An 18,194-nucleotide genomic window follows, 5' to 3' on the forward strand; every position below is an offset into this window, starting at 1 on the left:
GTCACGGCGCCAGCCCGCGCGGCGAGTACCGGCCGGAGATGCGCGGCGACGACCTGGCCGAGAACCTCCCTGGCGGCGCCGACGTGGCCATCTGCCACTCGCTCGGCGGCCTGTCGCTGTCGCTGGCCGCCGAGCGGCTGCGACCCAAGAAGGCGATCTACTCCGATCCCGGCTTCGCCCTCGACGCCGTGCCCGCCGAGGCCACCGCCTTCATGCGCAAAATGGTCGCCACCGCCACCCAGGACAGCGTCAGGACCATGAACCCGCGCTGGTCGCAGGCCGACATCGACGCCGAGCTGGCCGGGTTCGCGTTGTTCGACCCGGCCTTCTTCGACGGCGTCAGGGGCGACTACGTGCCCGAGCGGCCCGTCGTGCCCTCGCTGGTGCAGGTGGCCGACCCCAGCTTCACCATCAACGCCGAACTCGCCGCCGAGCTGGAGCGCCGCGGCTTCGAGGTCCGCACCGTCAAGGGCGCCGGCCACTGCGTCCACCGCGACGACCTGCCCGGCTTCATGGCCTCGCTGGAGGGCTGGATCTGAGCTCGGCCACCCCCTCCAGCAGCCGCTCCACGTCGGAGCGGTCGTTGTAGTGCACCAGCCCGGCGCGCACCGCCCCGCCCGAGTCGCGCACACCCAGCGCGCCGGTCAGCTCCCAGGCGTAGTTGTGGCCGCTCCACACGTTGACCCCGCGGGCGGCCAGGTGCTCGGCCACCCGCAGGGGCGCCAGCCCCGCCACCGTGAAGTAGGCGGTGGCGGTACGGCGGGCGGGCTTGCCGTACAGCGTGACGTGCGGCATCGTCTCCAGGCCCGCCAGCATCTCGGCGAACAGCCCCAGCTCGTGCTCCTCCGCGGCGGCCATCGAGGCCAGCAGCCGCTCGCGCCGGCCGCCCGAGCTCGGCAGCAGGCCCGCCAGGTGGTCCACGGCCGCCGTCACGCCGGCGAGGTCGGCCAGCGCGGCCGTGCCCAGCTCGAACCGTTCGGGAACGGTGTCGGGCGAGGGCAGCAGCTTGTCCGGGTGCAGCGACTCCAGCGCCACCGGATCGGCGATCACCGCGCCGACGTGCGGGCCCGACCACTTGTAGGCGCTGGTGGCGTAGAAGTCGGCGCCGAGCGCGTGCACGTCGACCGGGCCGTGCGCGGTGGCGTGCACCCCGTCCACGTACGTCAGCGCCCCGGCCGCGTGCGCGATCTCGCAGATGGCCGCCACGTCAGGGCGGGTGCCCAGGATGTTGCTGGCCGCGCTGACCGCGACCAGCCGCGTACGCGGGCCCACCAGCTCGGCGAACTGGTCAACAGGCAGCTCACCGGTCACCGGGTCGATCTCGGCCCAGCGCACCCGCGCGCCCGTCTGGGTCCACGGCCGCACGTTCGCGTCGTGGTCCAGGCGGGAGACCACGACCTCGTCGCCCGGCCCGGTCAGCACCCGGGCCAGCCGGTAGGTGAGCGTGGTCATGTTGGCGCCCAGGATCACCCCGTGCGGCACGCCGCCGACCAGGTCGGCCACGGCGGCGCGGCAGGCGGCCACGATCTCGTCGGCACGGTGGCTGGCGGGGAAGGTCCCGCCCACGTTGGACAGCCCCGCCCGGTAGGCGCCGGCGATGGCGTCGATGACGGGCCGCGGGGTCTGGGTTCCGGCCGCGCCGTCGAGGTAGGCGTGGCCGTCGGAGAGGGAGGGGTAGGCGGCGCGTACCGTTTCGGGGGAGTACGTCGTGGTTGCATCTTGTCTGGGGGGAAAGGCCATGATGTCTTCATGCTCACGCTGAGGGATCTCAACCGGGCCACGCTGGCACGACAGCACCTGCTCACGCCGTTCGACGGGACGGTGGGCGAGGTGGTCGGGCGCGTGGGCGGGCTGCAGGCCCAGGAGCCGCGGCCGCCGTACCTGGGAGCGTGGGCCAGGCTCGCCCGCTTCGAGCGCGCGGACCTGCGCGCGGCGCTGCACGCGCGCACGCTGGTGCGCGCCACCCTGTGGCGTGGCACGCTCCACCTGGTGACCGCGGCCGACTTCGCCGCCTTCCGCCCGCTGCTGGACGAGGTGCTCTCCGGCGCGTTCACCAGCCGCTTCCCGGACGTCGCCGTCGACGGCGTGATCGAGGCGGCGGAGAAGATGCTGGCCGAGGACGGGCCGCTGACCTTCAACGAGATCCGGCCCCGCCTCCAGACGCTCTTCCCCGACGTCAACGACCGGGCGCTCGGCTACGCGGTGCGCATGCTCATGCCGCTCACCATGGCCCCGACCGGCGACCCGTGGGGCTTCCCGCGCGACGCCGCGTTCGGCCTGCCCGGCCTCACGCTCACGCCGGCCGCCAAGGAGGACCTCGTCACCCGGCATCTGGCCGCATTCGGCCCCGCCACCGTCGCCGACGTCCAGGCCTGGTCGGGGCTCGGCGGCCTCAAGCCCATCCTGTACGGCATGCCGCTCGACCGCCTGCGTGACGAACGCGGCAGAGAGCTGTTCGACCTGCCCGGCGCCCCGCTGCCCGGCGGCGGGGCGGAGGCGCCGGTGCGCTTCCTGCCCGACTTCGACACCCTGCTCCTCGGCCACGCCGACCGCAGTAGGGTCGTCGACCCCGCCTTCCCCGTCACCACCAAGAACCTGCGGGTGCGCGCGGTCTACCTGTCCGACGGCTTCGTGGCCGGTACCTGGCAGATCAAGCGCACGGCCCGCAAGGCGACGCTGCTGCTCTCGCCGTTCACGCCGGTCCCGCGGGAGAAACTGGAGGAGGAGGCCCTGCGGCTGCTGGCCTTCGCCGAACCCGACGCCCCCGCACTTGAAGTCGTGGAGCAAGTCTGATTGGTTCGGGGCGGAGGTGTGACCTGTGCCACAGCTGACCGCCCTGGACGCCCAGTTCCTGCATTTCGAGACCGCCACCAACGTGCCCAACATCGCCGGGCTGGCCATCCTCGAGGGCGACCTCAACCGCTCGGATCTGCAGGCCCTGCTGGAGCAGCGACTGCCGTACGTGGCGGCGCTGCGCCGCAAGCTCGCGCCGGTGCCGTTCGGGCTGGACCATCCGTACTGGGTGCAGGAGGACGACCTCGACCTCGACTACCACGTGCGCGAGATCGGCCTGCCGCCGCCGGGCGACGAACGCCAGCTCGCCGACCAGGTCTCCCGCCTGCATCCACGCCGCCTGGACCGCGGTCACCCGCTGTGGGAGATCTACCTGATCCACGGCCTGTCGGGCGGTCGCATGGGGCTCTACACCAAGATCCATCACGCGGCCGTGGACGGCGTGGGCGGCGCCGACGTGCTGGCCGCCTTACTCGATCTCACGCCGGTGCCCGCCCCGCCGCCCCAGACCGCCCCCGACCGGGACGAACCCGCGCCCGACGGGCTGGAAATGGTCGGCCGGGCACTCATCAGAATGAGCGCCAACCCGGCTCAGGCGGTGCGTTTCGCCGCGCGGGCACTGCCGCACCTGGACGAGATCCCGGTGGTGTCGTGGATCCCCGGCAGCCGGCTGGTCTCGGGGCTGGCGCGCCGCCTGGCCGGATCGGGGACGCTGCCCGAACTGCCCTCGCTGCCCGCGCCCCGCACGCCGTTCAGCGGGCCGGTCTCCGCCCACCGGCGCTTCGCCTTCGTCTCCCTGCCGCTGGACGAGATCAAGCTGGTCCGCAAGGCGAACGGCGTCACCGTCAACGACGTGGTCATGGCGGTGTGCGCGGGCGCCCTGCGGCGCTGGCTGGACGCCCACGGCGGGGTGCCGCGGATGCCGCTGGCCGCCGGGGTGCCGTTCTCGCTGCGCTCGGCGGGGGAGGAGGGGCCCGGTAACCAGGTGGCGATCATGACGGCGCCGCTGGCCGTACACGTGGAAGATCCCCTGGAACGGCTGCGGCACGTCCGTGACTCGATGCGGCGGATCAAGGACAGGTTCTCGCTCGCGCCCGCGCGCTGGCTGCGGGAGTTCAGCGAGTCGATGCCCGCCGCGCTCATGGGGCTGGCCTCGCGTTCGGCGTTCGGGCTGGTGGGGCAGACGGCGCCGCCGATCAACGTGGCGATCTCGAACGTGCCGGGCCCGCAGTTTCCCCTGTACGTGTGCGGGGCGCGGCTGCTGACCCACTACCCGGTCTCGGTGATCACCGACGTGAGCGGCGGGATCAACATCACCGCCTTCTCCTACGACGGCTCGCTGGACATCGGCGTCATCACCGACCGGCAGATGGTGCCGGACCCGTGGGAGCTGACCGGATACCTGCGCGATGCCCTCGACGAGCTGCTCAACGCGGAATGAACCTTTCCGCATTGAGTTCTAGGTTGGGTCCATGGAGCTGAGCCAGAAGGTACTCAACCGCACCACGTTGCACCGGCAGCTGCTGCTGGAGCGCGCCGGCCTGGACGCGCGGTCGGCCGTCGAACGCCTGGTCGCCGTGCAGGGCCAGGAGGCCAACGCGCCGTACATCGGGCTGTGGTCGCGCCTGGTCTCCTTCACCCAGGACGACCTGACCTCCCTGCTGTACGGCAAGCAGGTCGTGCGCGGCACCATGCTCCGCGCCACCCAGCACCTGGCCGTCTCCGACGACTACCTCTGGCTGCGGCCGCTGATGCAGGTCCCGATGAGCCGGGCGCGGCAGGCCGCCTTCGGCAAGTCCATGCGGGAGGTGGATCTGGAGGAACTGGTCAAGCTGGCCCGCGAGCACCTGACCGGGCAGACGCTGACCCGGCCGCAGCTACGCGACCTGCTGGCCGTGCGCTGGCCGGAGGTGGAGCCGTCCGGGCTGGGCTGGTCGGCGCAGTCGTTGCTGCCGATCATCCACACGCCGCCGAACGGGACCTGGAACCGGGGCGGGGCCACGCCGTTCACGCTGGCGGAGGAGTGGCTGGGCCGCGCGCTGGAGTCGTCGCCGCCGGTGGAGCGTCTGGTGACGCGGTATCTGGCCGCCTACGGCCCGGCCGGCGTGATGGACGTCCAGGCGTGGTCGGGCCTGACCAGGCTGAAGCCGGTGATGGAGGCGATGGACCTGGCAAAGTATCGCGATATTTCCGGCAAAGTTCTCTATGACCTGCCGGAGGCGCCGCTGGTCCCGGCCGACACCCCGGCGCCGGTGCGGTTCCTGCCCTGGTTCGACAACCTCATGGTGGCCTTCGCCGACCGGCGCCGCATGATGACCGACGAGCAGCGCAAGGCGATCTGCGTCGGCTCGATCATCTACCCCACCTTCCTCGTCGACGGAACCACCGGCGGTATGTGGGACTTCAAGGACGGAGCCCTGGTCATGGTGCCCTTCTCGCCGCTGCCGGAGGCGGCTCGGGCCGAGCTGGCCGAGGAGGGCGCGCGCCTGCTGGCCTTCGCCGGTCACGAGGGCGGGGCGATCGAGTGGCGGGCCCCCGGAACCTCGATGCCGATCTAGGTCCCCCATCGCCGAAACCGTCGTTTATGTCAAGAGCCTCAGCTGATGGAGCTTTGTTCGCCCCGGCGTTGGGTAGCGTGAAAGAGGCAGCCTCACCTCAGCATCCCCATCTAAAAATTTTAGGTCGGTCCTTATTTTAGGTTGACACTATGCTCGTGTCGACCTAAAGTTGGGCGCGTCCTAAGTTTGGAGAAGGGTCCCTCTTGCCTCTAGTCACCGCGTCACCGACGAAGCCGGCCCACCGAAGCGAGGAGAGCGTCTTGTCCGAAGTAGCAGAGCTTCCCGTCCTGGACGACAGCGCCCCGGGCACCGGCGACTCGGTCAAGGCGTACCTGAAGGAGATCGGCCGCGTCCCCCTGCTCACCGCCGAGCAGGAGATCGAGCTGGCCAAGCGCATCGAGGCCGGCCTGTTCGCCCGCGAACGGCTCGACACCGAGACCGACCTCCCCCTCGACCTGCGGGCCGACCTGGAATGGGTCGCCGAGGACGGCCTGCGCGCCAAGGAGCGCATGCTGGAGGCCAACCTGCGCCTGGTCGTCTCCATCGCCAAGCGCTACACCGGCCGCGGCATGCTCTTCCTCGACCTCATCCAGGAGGGCAACCTCGGCCTCATCCGCACCATCGAGAAGTTCGACTACCGCCTGGGCTTCAAGTTCTCCACCTACGCCACCTGGTGGATCAAGCAGGCCATCACCCGTGCCATGGCCGACCAGGCCCGTACCATCCGCATCCCCGTGCACATGGTCGAACTGATCAACAAGGTCGCCCGGGTCCAGCGGCGCATGCAGATCGAACTCGGCCGCGAGCCCACGCCGGAAGAACTCGCCCCCGAGGTCGAGATCACGCCCGAGCGCGTGGTCGAGGTCCAGTCGTACAGCCGCGAGCCCATCTCCCTGCACCTCCCGCTCGGTGAGGAGGGCGACAGCGAGTTCGGCGACCTCATCGAGGACACCGAGGCGGTCTCACCGGCCGACGCGGTCTCGTTCACGCTCATGCAGCAGCAGCTCCGGTCGCTGCTGGACGACCTGACCGAGCGCGAGGCGGGCGTCATCACCATGCGGTACGGCCTGGCCGACGGCAAGCCCATGACCCTCGACGAGATCGGCAAGGTGTACGGGGTGACCCGCGAGCGCATCCGCCAGATCGAGTCCAAGACCATGTCCAAACTCCGCCACCCCTCCCGCGCCCTGGCCCTGCGCGACTACCTCAGCTAGCTCGGCCGCCTGCCGACGGCCGGGGCGGAAAATGGGCTGCTTCCCAGGTGGGCGGTCGGTTAGGGTCCGTGCGGTGAGAGACCTGCGCGCGCTGCCCAAGGCACACCTGCACGTACACCTGGAGAGCACGGTCCGCCCCGGAACCTCGGAGGAGCTCGGCGGCCCCGCCGGGCGCGGCGGCCCGTTCGCCACCTTCCGCGACTTCGCCGACCACCGTGCCCAGGTCAGGCAGCGCCTGGTCGAACCCGAGCACTTCCGCCGCATAGCCAGGGAGTTCTGCGAGGACGAGGCGGCCCAGGGAACCCGTTACGCGGAGGTGAGCTTCACCGCGGCCGCCCACGGCGAACGGCTCGGCCGCCCGGAGATGCCACTGGAGTCCGTCCTGGAGGGCCTGGCCGAGGGCCGCCGGTACGGCATCGAGTGCCGGGTGATCCTCGACCACTCCCGCCGCCGCCCCGTCGAACGCCTCTGGAAAACCCTCAAACTTGCCCAAAGCCACCCCGAGGTCGTCGCCATCGGCCTGGCCGGCGACGAGGAGTACCCGCTGGCCCCCTTCACCGAGGTCATCGACGCCGCCCACGCCTCCGGCCTCCGCCTGGTCCACCACGCCGGCGAGTCCGCGGGCCCGGACAGCATCCGCGCCGCCCTGGGCCCCGGCCGCACCGCCCGCCTCGGCCACGGCATCCGCATCCTGGACGACCCGGACCTCACCGCGCGGGTGGCCGCCGCCGGCATCGCGCTGGAGGTCTGCCCGAGCTCGAACGTCCTGCTCAAACTGGTCCCCTCCCTCCCCGAACACCCCCTGCCCCGCCTCCTCGACGCCGGCCTGACGGTGACGATCAACACCGACGGGGAGACGGACCTGGCCGCCGAGTACGAGCGCCTGCGCGAGGTGTTCGGGTACGGCGACGCCGTCCTGGCCGGTCTCGCCAGAAACGCGGTGAACGCCTCCTTCGCCCCGGCCGCCCTCAAGCACCGCCTGAACACCGACATCACCACCTGGCTGACCGCAGCCGAGTAACCGCGGCCAGCCGTACCCTCGCCCGGACCCCGTCACCGAACCGCCGAATCGAACGCCAGGCCGCTGCGCCCTTCGCCCCGGCCGACGCTGACACGGCGGGTGGTCCACAGCTCGTACGATCCGTCGCTCGGGCGCGGCACAGCCGAAGCGCGACAGCGCCCCACGCACCAGCTCCACCCGCGCGTACCCCCTGAGTACGCGGCAGGTACGGAATCCACGAATCCGGCGGTGAGACGTCGCAGCCCCGCGAGCTCGGCCGGTGGCGCGTAACGCGGATGGAACCCGCCGGCCACCAGGGCGAAGCTCGCCCCGTCCCCGAAGCGCAGCAGAACCCCGACCTCGCCGCTGACGCCGAAGAAGCCGAAGCGGGAACCGGTCAGGGTGGCGATGACCAGGACCCGGTCGCCGCTGAACTCGCCGTACACCTCCGCGCACAGGTCGATCAGCGGGAGCTGCGGCGAGGGCACGGCCATGCGCATGCGGCCGAGAAGGATCACCTTCGGGTCACGCAGCGAGAGGATGAGCGCGAGGTCGGCGGAGCGGTTCGGCCGGGGGAGCGGCCCCCAGGGCGGTGGCCTGTGCTTCGGCGGCTGCGAGATCTCCGGCCACGCATGCCTCCCCTCGTACTGTGAGTAGTCATATCACTACTCAATGTTGTAGCCGCTTCATGACGTGGGAGGGTCTGGCGATCATGGCGTTTACCGGGCAGGCCGGGTAGGGCACCACGGTGGTGGAGACGCCGCCGCCCCATCAATTCTCGGTGCGGACACCCAGCGCGTGATGCCGAAGCGCACCGGTAGGAAGATCGGAACGCCCTGTTCTTTGCCTGGCCAACTCCCCGAACTTCTCGAACAGCTCGGGCGCGGCCTTACCCAGCAGGATCGTACGGATCACCAGTTCCACCATGAGGCCGTCATACTCGTGGTCGACCGTGTCCGTGCCAGTCCGGTGGCGCTCCGGATCGGATTCCACCACACCCTCGGCAATACGCCGGCCGCCACCCTCGACCGCGGCAAAAGAGACCTCATAGATTCCATGACCAGTCCAGCTACGGTGCAGGAACAGCACGTCATTCTCCATGAAGATGTTCCATTTCTCATCCATGCCACGAGCCCGGTATCCCAGCTTGATGCGCGTCCACTCCCCATCCGCCCAGATCGCGGACGGCAGAACCACCATCGGCCGAGGCTGGGAGATCGGCAACAACGCACCTGAGAAAGAGGCCTTGGAAACGCTCTCTGTGGCAGACATGAGGAAAGAGTAAGCACAGGCCGTACCAACAAACGTGTCTTCAGGGTCGATCACAACGGCACAGCGCCGTCAACGACGGTGTCAGCCGCGGTTCATCCACGGTCGACCCCGCCGGGAGCCGTTGCCGGTGACCGTCAGGTGAGTATCTTCTGGCGTGTCGCGATGGCCACGACGACACGCTCGGAGCGTAGCTGTGCTGGAAGAGCGGATCCTATCGAGCGTGCGTGCCGGAGCCCGCCCGCGAGAGCGTCTTCGCGGGTTAGGCCGCCGCCCGCACCACGACCTTGGCGGACACGGTACGCGCCCCGCTGTCACCCCATGGCCTGGACCTCGACCTGGTCACCAGCGGCGTTCGCGGTGTCGGGGCGTCATGCTCGCGCTGGTCTGGCAACCCTCTTCGCGGCCCCGGCCGGGGAAGCCGCCTGGACGGGAGCTTCCACGCGGGCCGGTACGGCGCGAGGTCGCGGCAGCGGTAGGCGGGCCGGGTGGTCGCGCGGGTGGGATCAGGAAGGTGTCGCCGCGTGAAGGGCGGCCGCGACCTGCCCCTGGGTGGTGAACCGGTCGCCGAAACGGTCAGGGCGCCAGTGGTCCAGGGGCGTGCCGTGGGTGATGTGGTCGGCCAGGGCCTTGCCGTACCCCGGGCCGTAGGTGATGCCGGCCTCGTTGTCGCCGGCGAGCACATAGGCGCCCTCCACACCGGGGACCGGGCCGATCAGCGCCCGGGAATCGGGGGTGTAGCAGGGGGCGCCGTGCTTGATCCTCAGCCTCGACCGCCGCGCCAGGGCCGGCATCACGGACTCGCCCGCGCCGGCGATCCGCAGGATCTCCAGAACGCCGTCGATGGGCAACTCGTCCAGGCGGTCGGGGACGTCCGCGTCGATCAGTACGTCGCGGGGGAAGGTCGAGTACGTCCCGCCCCACAGCAGGCCGCCCTCGTGCTCGCGTACCCACAGCAGGGTGCCGTCGCCGGGAACCAGGCCAGCCAGGAAGATCAGGGGGAGTGTGCCGGGAATGTCCAGCGGTTCGGTGGTCACCCGCGAGGTGACCTGTGGGGCTACGGGCAGGAAGAAGCCCAGGTCACGAGTGAGCGCGCCGCTCCAGACGCCGGCGGCGACGACCACCGCGCCGCAGGCGACGGCCCCGGTGGCCGTCTCGACCGCGCGTACCCGCCCCTTGGTGGTGGAGATCGCGGTGACCGGGCGCCGGGTCTCGAGCCGGCCGCCGGCGGCGCGGAAGCGCCGTGCCAGCGCCGCGGCCACCTTCGGCGCGTGGACCTGGCCGCCGACGGTGTCCAGCAGCCCACCGTGCAGGCCGTCCGCGCGTATCGTGCCGCCGGTCAGGCGTTCGACCTCGGCGGGTGGCACCGGCCGGCCCGCCTGCCAGGCGGTGAGCTCCTGCCATGTCGCTTCGTCGGCGGCCACGTACACCATGCCGTCGGCCCGGTAGCCGATGCCGTCGCCCTCCTCGTGCAGGCGGGCGTAGAAGGCGCGGCCGTAGTCGGCGGCGGCGCTCTCCTGTTCGTACGGCGTCCAGTCGCCGAGGAACCCGCCGCCGGCGGCGGTGGTTCCCTCGCCGATCCCGTCGCGTTCCATGAGCCAGACGTCACCGGCGCCTGCTTCGAGCAGGTGCACCGCCAGCGCGAGCCCCATGACACCGCCGCCGATCACGGCGATGTCGCAGCGGTCAGCCATCATCTGTTCTCCTGTGTCCCGGCGCAGCTCAGCGTGTGCGCAAAGGTGAAAGGTGAGCTTCCCGGATCCAGGGAGTACGGCGAGGCTAGCCGAAAGAAGGATCTATACGCCTATGGAAATTTTGACCGCGTCGACGTGCTCCGGACGCCACCCGGTCCGTGCCTGGCGCGTCCCTTGTTGCGGCGATGTTGCGGGAGTCAGTGCTCAGCCGAAACAGGTCAGTGTGTTCCTGAGACGATGACAGGCGTGGCCACTGCCCCGGACCCGCCCCGCGTTCGCGGCCGCCTGATCGTCATCGCGGCCGGTCCCATCGCCGGAGTCGCGGCCGGAGCACCGACCAACCTGCTCACCACGAGCTGGAACCGGTGGCTGTTCGGCGGCCTGGCCTGCCTGGCCAGCGTGGGCACGCTGATGGCTCTGCCTCATGCCGGTTCGTCATCACCCCGTGCCGAGGAATCCTCCGGCTACGGCTCCCCGCTGCCGGACCCGTCCAGCACCCGGGTCTTCGTCGGCCGGCGCATGAGCTGAGCCGTCTCACGAGCTCGGAACGACACTGGCCACCGCCTGATGACACCACTCCCAATGATGCTAATGTTGCTAGCACCATGTTGCTTATTCTCGGCCTCCCTGATCCATGTCCGCGCCAAGGCCGTCTTGTATGCCCCGCGCGTCGAGGGGCTCGTGGATTTTCCGTCGCGGGTGGGGAGTCAGAGCCGCCGACGAGCGCGCGCAGCCGCTGCTCCCCGCCGCGCGCCTTCCTGCTCGCCGCCCCGCACGAGTCCGCGACGCCCCAACCCCGTTAGTCCGCAGGATGGAGGATTGCCTTGACCGCACGACGTCTTGCCTTACTCGTCGCGCTCCCCTGGGGCGTTCTCGTCGGCTCGATTGCGCCGATCACGCCCTGGTTGGTCCATGACCGCCTACCCGACCCGATCGCCACCCATTGGGGGCTCAACGGGGCCCCCGATCGCTACGCGTTCCTTGCCGATCGCACGTTCATGCTGGATCTCGTCCTGCTCTGGGTGCTGCCGTGGCTGCTTCTGGTCGCCACCGCGCTGCACGGCAAGGTGTTGTCCACCAGGAAGGGGCGGATGCTGTGGTGGGGAGCCCTGTTCGGGGTCGCCCCCTTCGCCCTGCTGATCAACCTGAGCACTCTCCTCGCCAACCTCGACGTACCCACGTGGCGGCAGGCCCGAATGCCCGGCTTCCTGATCCTTCTCGTCCTCGTCCTGCCGTTGGGGGTGGGACTGCTGGCGGCCTGGCTCGGGCGAGGCTCCCCGGACCCACGTCCTGCGCCGGCCAGTGAGCCGCCGAAGTACACCCTGCTGTCCGGCCAGCGGATCGTCTGGGTCGCCCGGACGACCAACAGGGCCCTCCTGGCCGCGTCCGTGATCTTGACAGTCGTCTCCGCGGCCCTCGCCGTCTGGATGCTCGGCGATGCCGCAGAGCTCGTGGCGGTGCTCATGTTGAGCCTCATCAGCGTGACCCTGCTTGGAGTAGGGCTGTCGTCCGTGCGGGTCAGGGTTACGTCGCATGGCGTCGTGATCGGGTTCGGGCCTCTTGCCTGGCCACAGCGGCGTATCGCCCTGTCGGTGATCGAGCGCGCCTGGGCTGAGCGACGCAGCCCCTCGTCCGTTGGCGGCTGGGGCCTGCGCGGCTCGACGATCATGCTTCGGGGTGGTGACTGCCTGGTCATCGACTACCGCTCCGGCGGCCAGCTCGCGGTCAGCATCGACGACGCCGAACGCGGCGCCTCCCTCATCAACGCCCTGGTGTCGAAACAGACGGCCTGATCCTCTGGGCGCCGTCTGGGCTGAACTGTCGGCGTCGATCCACCACCCCAGGCCGTAATCCGGCCACCCCGGGGCAACCGACTCGGCGAAGCCGGCCCCCGGGAGCCGTGAGTGATCTTCCCGTCCATGACGTCCCGGCTGCCACGGTGGCCGGGTGGAACAACTGGCGCTGCTCGAACGCCTGGGCGCCGGAGCCGCGCAGCTGCCTGGCCCCCACGAGCATGTCAGTGTGCTGTTCGCCGGCGAGGACTTCGCCGCCCAGGTGGCCGCGGTGGTCAGACCATCCGTCGGCGCTGATCGGCGCCCCTTCCGGTACTCTCTCCCGTGATCATCCGCCTGGCGCGAGAGGCCGCCCATGTTTCGTGCCCTGGCCATCTTGGCCGCCACCGCACCGCAGTTCTTATCCATCCTGATGCTCGAAGACTGCGGCTACTTCGCGTACGAGGTGATGGAGCCGAGCCCGCTGGAGATCGTCGTCTGGCTGACCGCCGGATACGCATCGACGCTGCTGCCCATCGTGCTGGCGTTCCTCGCGCTCTGGGCGCCTCGTCGGTTCCCGAAAGCCGGTGCGATCTGCGCTGCGGTGACGTTGGTGCTCAACGCGCTGACCCTTGTCCTCCCTGACACCACCCCCTGCGGCCAGAAGAGCAGCGTGTGGATCGTGCTGGCCTGCCACGCGGTCGCCGCCACCGCCCTGCTGCGGACCCGCCCCGGCCCCCAACTGCCGAGACCGCGGGCGGCCGTCTGGAGCGCCGTCGTGCTCCTGGTACTCGGCCGGGCCTTGGCCAGGAACTTCTCCTCCGACGGCATCGTCGGCTGCTGGGCGGACCTGAAGGGCACCTGGGCTCTGACCGCCTTACATCTCGACACTGCCGAGGCCCTCTACATCTGGGTCGGCCTGGCTGCCATCGGGGCCGTGCTGGCCCCGCATCCGAGCGCGCCGTTCGTCGGACTGGCGCTGCTGGTGCCCGCCTTGTTCCACCCGGTCGCCTGGTTGCTGTCGTCCGCGCCGCTCGACTGCTCCAGCCCTTGGGGGCTGTTCGGCTGGCCCCACCTGATCGCGGGGGCGCTGGCTCTGCTCTCCCAGGTGCCTGTGCCAGGGCGAGGCGGCCCCGGCCTGCCCTCGGAGCGGGAGCCTGCCCGGCCACACTCTCCGTAGATGGCCCGAAGTCGCCATCTGTGGTATCGCCGACCTGCGTGCTTCGAGCCCTTCCGTCTATCATGATCATTGGCTGGGTGGCCTGCGTGACCGGCAACGGGGTCGTTGGGAAGAAGCGGTTATGGCTGGTGGCTTCCGCGCTGAGACTCATGCTACGGATCAGCTTGTGGAGCCAACCCCCCCGGTGGGGGCGAGAGGGCGAGACTAATGACATGGGACTGGTCAACGGTGCGAACGTCCGCAGGGGGGTCGGAGGAGATCCCGGCAACCCTGGAGAGGCTACTGACCGGAGCCGCGGCCGAGCGAGATGCGGCATTCGATCGCATCTACACAGCCGTTGTGAATCAAGGCGACCTCGAGACGGCCGCTGCCCCGGTAGCGGACCGGATTCTTGAGGAACTGAGACTTCGCGGATCTGTTTCCGAATTCGGCTGGCTCATGCTCAACGTCATCTTCGGGGGAGCTGGATACGGGAAGAAGGTACTTGTGGACGGGTCCGAGACGGACCTGGAGAGCTATTGTCGGCAAACGGTGATGGCGAGCCTGCCGATGATCGGTCCCGCGGCCGCGGCGGCCGATGGGGAGACCTTCAGATATCTGACTCTGCTGCTGCGCAAGGTGGGTGAGTACTCACCGGAGGCCATCGCCATTCTGGAACGGGAAGTGCGGGTCTCCTCCGGAGAACGCCTGGTGGCGGCGAGCGATGGGCTGGAGGTGGCTCGCGAGCTTGCGGCAGAACGCGCGGCCGATGGGTGAGCCGCACCCCGAGCCGTCTCCTCACCGCTCATCCACCGAATCCTGCTCTGACCTGCGCCTCCTTGTGGAAGTCCCACGGCCGGCAGCGTCTCGACCTGGACACGTTCCGGGGCAGGCTTGGCGTGGATCCGCTGCTTCGCGTGCTGTGAGGCGGTGCCTGTCCCAGTGAGGTAGCCGAGAATCAGGTCGGTCAGCTCCGGTTCGGGGGCGGGTGATGTCGGGGTCCGTCACCGGAGTGAACAGGATGGACTTGATATCGGGCGGGGGGCCGGGGGCTTCGTCGTCGGGTTCGCTCGGTTCTTCGACCGCCCCGGCCTTGCCGCGCATCAGCGGGATGGCGGCGTAGGCCAGCGCGATGCCGCCGGTGGTGGTGAGCGCGGCGGTGCTGATGCCCAGCAGTTTGAGGAGTGGCTCGCCTATCCAGAGGGCGGTCAGTACGAAGACGGCGACGTTGAGGGCTAGCTGTTCTGTCCTGAGAGGTTAGGTACGCGCTGCCAGATCGGCAAGGCCACGAGGCGAGTCCGTGGCGCCGCGTAGGCAGCCCCGTCGCCCGTCACAGGAGCGTCAGTGCCTTGGCCACGCCCGGGTCGCGCTCGGTGGCCAGGTCGAGGGCGGTCATGGGGGCGTAGTGGTCGACCGGCACGCCGATCGTGTCGATGGTTTCGCGGGCGGGCCCGAGGTGCCGGACCTTGGGCAGCAGCAGGATGCTGCCGTCGTTGAGGAGGTAGCCTTCGGCGGGGCCCGAGACGGCTCCGGCGGTGCGGGTTCCGATGAGGGTGCCCAGGTTGTTGTCCTTGACGGCCGCGCTGAAGTCCTCGCAGGCCGAGGCGCATCCCCGGTCGGTGAGGACGATGAGGCGCGAGCCGAGCAACGCGACGGTGTCGTCGGTCCGGTTGGGCACGCAGTCGCCCTTGAGCGGGCAGAAGTAGCTGGTGACCTTGCCGTGCGCGAACGCGCCGAGCAGCCGCGTCACCTCGCGGGGCGACCCGCCGCCGTTGCCGCGCAGATCGAGGACCACCGCTTTCGGCTTACCCTGCAGCTTGGCGATGACCTGGTCGGCGGCGCCGTCGAAGAATCCGGGCAGCTGGACGTAGACGGCGCCGCCGGGAAGCGTCTTCGATGTCACTGCCGGAGGCCGCCTCGTGATGGGCCCCTCCCTGAGGTCGATGGTACGGGTCCGTCCCGTCGTGGGGCGCCTGAGCGTGAGCTTGACCGGGTTGGTGGCGAAGGCTTGGACGATGCTCTGGTTCACGGTGGTCCCGATGAACGCCGGTACGCCGTTGGCCTTGACGATGATGTCACCTGGTCTGATGCCGGCCTTGGCGGCGGGGCTGCCGGGCAGGACGCTGGTGATGAACAACGGCGGCTTGGCCGCCGGGTCGAGTTGCTGGCCCTGCCGGGCTGATATGCCCACGATGCCCGTTCCGGTCGGCCCGCCGTCCGATGAGGGAGTCGGCCTGACCCAGCGGGCGTGGTTGTCGTGCAGTCCGGCAACCATTGCGGTGATCGCGGCGCGCAGCGCGGACACGTCACCGGCGCCGAGGACTTTCGCGAAGGCGGCCCAGTCGGTGGCGCGATTCCCGGTCAGCTCGGGCAGCCGGAGGTCGGCCCGATCGGCGTCGCGCCGCATCAGGTCCTGGGTGTAGGCGGCGAAGGCGCTCTTCAGCAGTGCCTTCGGCTCCATGACCGGACCGCTGTAGTAGTTGTCCAGCACGCAGAAGTACGCCTGCCGGAGTGTGTTCACCGAGGTCGGCGGCGCCGATTTCGGAGGTGGCGCGGTGGCGGCGGTGCAGCGCTCGCCTGACGTGGTGGCCGGTGCGGACATGGAACAGGCCGCCATCAGGATAGCGGCGCAGAGGGTTTTGATCATGGCCGCCATGGTGGCCGGAGGCGGGTTGCACGGTCGTGAACGGATCGTTAACGCCCTTGTTACCCCTGTTCGGGGACGAACGTCGGCACGCTGGTGGCCGAGGACGAACGCGACCCGGCCGATCTCGTGGTGCCGGCGTCGCCACCCATGGCCGTCGACGTGGCGTACGACGGGGTCGCAGATGCACACGGTGGTCCGGGTCCTGGTCAGCCGCCAGCGGGCCAAGCTGGGCAACCCGCCGTGCGTCCAGACGGTTCCCGGTGCCGGATACCTGCTGTGACGACGATCCGGGTTCGGCTCACGGAGTTCTACTCCGGGCTGTTCCTGCTGACCTCGATCGTGTTGCTGGTCACGGTCAACCTCCTGCCGCGCCACACGCTGGACGCGCGGATCGCCCGGCTGCCCGAGGGAGCGGTGGAGCCGACGCGGGGGGTGCCGGGCGATCGGCCGCCGCTGCCGCAGTTGCCCGAGCTGGTTGGCGTCGTGCATGCCGCTCGGCACCGAGCCGTCGGGCAGGTAGAGGCCGAGTGTCAGCCCTTCGCGCCGCATGAGACCGGCGGGCGCCCAGACCAGTTCCGTGGCGAAGCCGGTGACGTCCAGGGTGGCGGCCAGGAGTTTCTTGGTCGTGAGGGCGCGGGGTCTGCCGATGGCGGTGTAGGCGCCGCCCAGGCCGCGCTCGGCCGCGCGCAGTAGCCAGTCGGCCAGGTCACGTACGTCGATGTACTGCAGCCGCGCGTCGGCGGGGCCCGGGGCGAGCACGCGGCCGCCTTCATGGGGTTTCCTTTGTAAGCCGCATACCGTCGGCGGCCGGGACGTCGGTGGGCAAGGGCGGGGCGCTCGCCGTACAAACGACTGAGGAAGGTCATCGGGTCGGCTCCTGGGGTCGGCGAACGCTGCTCGCCGACCAGGCTTCCCGGCACATCATCGAGTCCCCTCCCGGAGGAGAGGCCGATACACAGAATATAGCGATATTTCAGAAATTTCTAAAGGGTCAGTTTTTCGATAGCCTGTCTCGTGAGAGGGAGGCGTACGTGAACGACAGGTTCGAAGAGTGGCAGGCGGCGGAACGGCTGGCCCTGACGTTGATCGAGGGTGGGCTGCAGCGGATGGCGGCGCGGACCCTGGCGGTCTTCCTGTTCACCGACCAGGAGAGTGTCACCGCGGGTGAGATCGCCGACCGGTTGGAGGCCAGCGCGGGCTCGGTCTCCGGCGCGGTGAAGTCGTTGCTGTCGGTCGGGCTGATCGAACGCCTGCCGGCCCCGGGCAGCCGCCGCGAGCACTACCGGCTGCGCGAGGACGCCTGGGCCATCTTGTTCACCAGCCAGAACACGGTCATCGAGACCATGCTCGGCGCGGCCCGGTCCGGGATCGCGGTCACCAACGCCGAGGATCCCGCCCACCGGCGGCTCACCCAGATGCGCGACTTCTATGAGTTCCTGCTGGCCGAGCTGCCCGACCTGCTGCAGCGCTGGCACCAGCACCAGCGACGTCGGCCGGCCGCCCGTGACGCTCGTTGACGGATTTTTGGTAAATTAACGCACCTGGAACGCCGGGAAGTCTGGTCGGCAGCCTCGTGGTGCTGCCGCCGTTGCTGTACGCGGCCGGCGAGGAGCTGTCCTGGCCCGAGCTCAAACGCCTGTTCCGGATCGCGGTCGCTACGGCCGTGGCGGGCAGCGCGGCCGGATGGAGCGGGGTCGCGATCGACTTCGGCCGCCTGGCCGGCGGCGGAGCCGTGGTCGGCGCCGTGGTTGCGGCCGGCGTGTCCTTCGTCCGGCGGCGCACCGAGGATCCCGTCCTGGAGAGCGTCATCGCCTTGGTCACCGCCTACCTGGCCTACGTGCTGGCCGAGGCCGTACACGGCTCGGGCGTGACCGCGGTGGTGATGGCCTCGGTGATCCTCGGCGTCAAGCACCACGAGCTCACCAACTCAGGAATCCGGCTGCAGCTCACCGCCGTCTACGGGACCTTGATCTTTGTGCTGCAGAGCGTGGTCTTCAGCCTCATCGGGCTGCAACTGCCCAGCCAGACGCTGGCCGCGGCGCTGTGCTCGCCGTGCAGAGCGCAGCACTCGGCCGGTTGTATGCCATC

Annotated in this window: 17 protein-coding genes and 4 pseudogenes; 15 read left to right on the top strand and 6 right to left on the bottom strand. The window is 70.0% G+C overall.

The genetic code is table 11. The features are described 5' to 3' along the window. The coding region (locus ACFWY5_RS34665; RefSeq protein ID WP_379636933.1) for an alpha/beta fold hydrolase at positions 1 to 539 on the top strand (539 nt) is incomplete at its 5' end. Here the strand turns inward: ACFWY5_RS34665 and ACFWY5_RS34670 are convergent. Beyond that, complete coding sequence (locus ACFWY5_RS34670) at positions 511 to 1,740, bottom strand: cysteine desulfurase-like protein (RefSeq protein WP_379636935.1); 1,230 nt, start codon at positions 1,738 to 1,740, stop codon at positions 511 to 513. The two genes, ACFWY5_RS34665 and ACFWY5_RS34670, sit on opposite strands and share 29 nt — an antisense overlap. Positions 1,741 to 1,749: 9 nt before the next feature. On the opposite strand from ACFWY5_RS34670, the gene ACFWY5_RS34675 reads away from it, so the two are divergent. From ACFWY5_RS34675 to ACFWY5_RS34695, 5 genes and pseudogenes are all read left to right on the top strand, one after another. Beyond that, positions 1,750 to 2,793 (top strand): winged helix DNA-binding domain-containing protein, encoded by a 1,044-nt coding sequence (locus ACFWY5_RS34675; RefSeq protein WP_379636937.1) that lies wholly within the window; start codon positions 1,750 to 1,752, stop codon positions 2,791 to 2,793. A 25-nt stretch (positions 2,794 to 2,818) separates the two neighbouring features. Then, on the top strand, positions 2,819 to 4,234 hold the full coding sequence (locus ACFWY5_RS34680; protein WP_379625827.1) for a wax ester/triacylglycerol synthase family O-acyltransferase: 1,416 nt from the start codon (positions 2,819 to 2,821) through the stop codon (positions 4,232 to 4,234). 31 nt (positions 4,235 to 4,265) lie between these two features. Then, positions 4,266 to 5,351 (top strand): winged helix DNA-binding domain-containing protein, encoded by a 1,086-nt coding sequence (locus ACFWY5_RS34685; protein WP_379625829.1) that lies wholly within the window; start codon positions 4,266 to 4,268, stop codon positions 5,349 to 5,351. A 308-nt stretch (positions 5,352 to 5,659) separates the two neighbouring features. Further along, positions 5,660 to 6,565: pseudogene (locus ACFWY5_RS34690) on the top strand (RNA polymerase sigma factor); the annotation flags it as partial. Positions 6,566 to 6,638: 73 nt separating this feature from the next. Further along, the gene (locus tag ACFWY5_RS34695; protein ID WP_379636938.1) at positions 6,639 to 7,586 is read left to right on the top strand and encodes an adenosine deaminase; all 948 of its coding nucleotides are present in this window, start codon (positions 6,639 to 6,641) and stop codon (positions 7,584 to 7,586) included. A gap of 32 nt (positions 7,587 to 7,618) precedes the next feature. On the opposite strand, the gene ACFWY5_RS34700 is transcribed toward ACFWY5_RS34695, so the two are convergent. The 3 genes from ACFWY5_RS34700 to ACFWY5_RS34710 all read right to left on the bottom strand — a co-directional run bounded on the left by ACFWY5_RS34700 (position 7,619) and on the right by ACFWY5_RS34710 (position 10,531). Further along, positions 7,619 to 8,185, bottom strand: coding sequence for a DUF6603 domain-containing protein (locus ACFWY5_RS34700; RefSeq protein WP_379637168.1), 567 nt, complete (start codon positions 8,183 to 8,185; stop codon positions 7,619 to 7,621). A 151-nt stretch (positions 8,186 to 8,336) separates the two neighbouring features. Further along, positions 8,337 to 8,837, bottom strand: a complete 501-nt coding sequence (locus ACFWY5_RS34705) for a hypothetical protein (RefSeq protein WP_379636939.1) — start codon at positions 8,835 to 8,837, stop codon at positions 8,337 to 8,339. A 503-nt stretch (positions 8,838 to 9,340) separates the two neighbouring features. Next, the gene (locus ACFWY5_RS34710; protein WP_379636941.1) at positions 9,341 to 10,531 is read right to left on the bottom strand and encodes an NAD(P)/FAD-dependent oxidoreductase; all 1,191 of its coding nucleotides are present in this window, start codon (positions 10,529 to 10,531) and stop codon (positions 9,341 to 9,343) included. A 243-nt stretch (positions 10,532 to 10,774) separates the two neighbouring features. Here ACFWY5_RS34710 and ACFWY5_RS34715 point away from each other — a divergent pair, with 243 nt between their 5' ends. The 5 genes from ACFWY5_RS34715 (at position 10,775) to ACFWY5_RS34735 (ending at position 14,236) form a co-directional block, all read left to right on the top strand. Beyond that, a complete protein-coding gene (locus ACFWY5_RS34715; protein WP_379636943.1) occupies positions 10,775 to 11,056 on the top strand; it encodes a hypothetical protein in 282 nt (93 codons plus the stop codon). A gap of 296 nt (positions 11,057 to 11,352) precedes the next feature. After that, on the top strand, positions 11,353 to 12,321 hold the full coding sequence (locus tag ACFWY5_RS34720; RefSeq protein WP_379636945.1) for a DUF1648 domain-containing protein: 969 nt from the start codon (positions 11,353 to 11,355) through the stop codon (positions 12,319 to 12,321). A gap of 154 nt (positions 12,322 to 12,475) precedes the next feature. After that, a complete protein-coding gene (locus ACFWY5_RS34725) occupies positions 12,476 to 12,649 on the top strand; it encodes a hypothetical protein (protein ID WP_379636947.1) in 174 nt (57 codons plus the stop codon). A 27-nt stretch (positions 12,650 to 12,676) separates the two neighbouring features. Then, a complete protein-coding gene (locus ACFWY5_RS34730) occupies positions 12,677 to 13,480 on the top strand; it encodes a hypothetical protein (RefSeq protein WP_379636949.1) in 804 nt (267 codons plus the stop codon). 207 nt (positions 13,481 to 13,687) lie between these two features. After that, a complete protein-coding gene (locus tag ACFWY5_RS34735) occupies positions 13,688 to 14,236 on the top strand; it encodes a hypothetical protein (RefSeq protein WP_379636951.1) in 549 nt (182 codons plus the stop codon). Between the two features lie 21 nt (positions 14,237 to 14,257). On the opposite strand, the pseudogene ACFWY5_RS34740 reads toward ACFWY5_RS34735, so the two are convergent. Continuing rightward, positions 14,258 to 14,677: pseudogene (locus tag ACFWY5_RS34740) on the bottom strand (MarC family protein); the annotation flags it as partial. Between the two features lie 112 nt (positions 14,678 to 14,789). After that, entirely contained in the window at positions 14,790 to 16,115 is a 1,326-nt protein-coding gene (locus ACFWY5_RS34745; protein ID WP_379636953.1) for a S41 family peptidase, read from the bottom strand. 175 nt (positions 16,116 to 16,290) lie between these two features. Here ACFWY5_RS34745 and ACFWY5_RS34750 point away from each other — a divergent pair. From ACFWY5_RS34750 to ACFWY5_RS34765, 4 genes and pseudogenes are all read left to right on the top strand, one after another. Beyond that, positions 16,291 to 16,386: pseudogene (locus ACFWY5_RS34750) on the top strand (response regulator transcription factor); the annotation flags it as partial. After that, positions 16,383 to 16,799, top strand: a complete 417-nt coding sequence (locus tag ACFWY5_RS34755) for a hypothetical protein (RefSeq protein ID WP_379636955.1) — start codon at positions 16,383 to 16,385, stop codon at positions 16,797 to 16,799. The pseudogene ACFWY5_RS34750 and the gene ACFWY5_RS34755, both read left to right, overlap by 4 nt. A 338-nt stretch (positions 16,800 to 17,137) precedes the next feature. Then, positions 17,138 to 17,623 carry a GbsR/MarR family transcriptional regulator gene (locus ACFWY5_RS34760; RefSeq protein ID WP_379636957.1) on the top strand — a complete coding sequence of 162 codons (486 nt, stop codon included), beginning with the start codon at positions 17,138 to 17,140 and terminating at the stop codon, positions 17,621 to 17,623. Positions 17,624 to 17,682: 59 nt separating this feature from the next. Next, a pseudogene (locus ACFWY5_RS34765) lies at positions 17,683 to 18,126 on the top strand (cation:proton antiporter); the annotation flags it as partial. Positions 18,127 to 18,194: the final 68 nt, after the last annotated feature.

The organism is Nonomuraea sp. NPDC059007, from assembly GCF_042740555.1.
GTDB lineage: Bacteria > Actinomycetota > Actinomycetes > Streptosporangiales > Streptosporangiaceae > Nonomuraea.

Excerpts from the sequence above, each read along its gene's own strand:
- ACFWY5_RS34670 (WP_379636935.1), bottom strand. The coding sequence starts at position 1,740 with ATGGCCTTTCCCCCCAGACAAGATGCAACCACGACGTACTCCCCCGAA.
- ACFWY5_RS34675 (WP_379636937.1), top strand. The coding sequence starts at position 1,750 with ATGCTCACGCTGAGGGATCTCAACCGGGCCACGCTGGCACGACAGCAC.
- ACFWY5_RS34685 (WP_379625829.1), top strand. The coding sequence starts at position 4,266 with ATGGAGCTGAGCCAGAAGGTACTCAACCGCACCACGTTGCACCGGCAG.
- ACFWY5_RS34705 (WP_379636939.1), bottom strand. The coding sequence starts at position 8,837 with ATGTCTGCCACAGAGAGCGTTTCCAAGGCCTCTTTCTCAGGTGCGTTG.
- ACFWY5_RS34710 (WP_379636941.1), bottom strand. The coding sequence starts at position 10,531 with ATGATGGCTGACCGCTGCGACATCGCCGTGATCGGCGGCGGTGTCATG.
- ACFWY5_RS34730 (WP_379636949.1), top strand. The coding sequence starts at position 12,677 with ATGTTTCGTGCCCTGGCCATCTTGGCCGCCACCGCACCGCAGTTCTTA.
- ACFWY5_RS34735 (WP_379636951.1), top strand. The coding sequence starts at position 13,688 with ATGACATGGGACTGGTCAACGGTGCGAACGTCCGCAGGGGGGTCGGAG.
- ACFWY5_RS34745 (WP_379636953.1), bottom strand. The coding sequence starts at position 16,115 with ATGGCGGCCATGATCAAAACCCTCTGCGCCGCTATCCTGATGGCGGCC.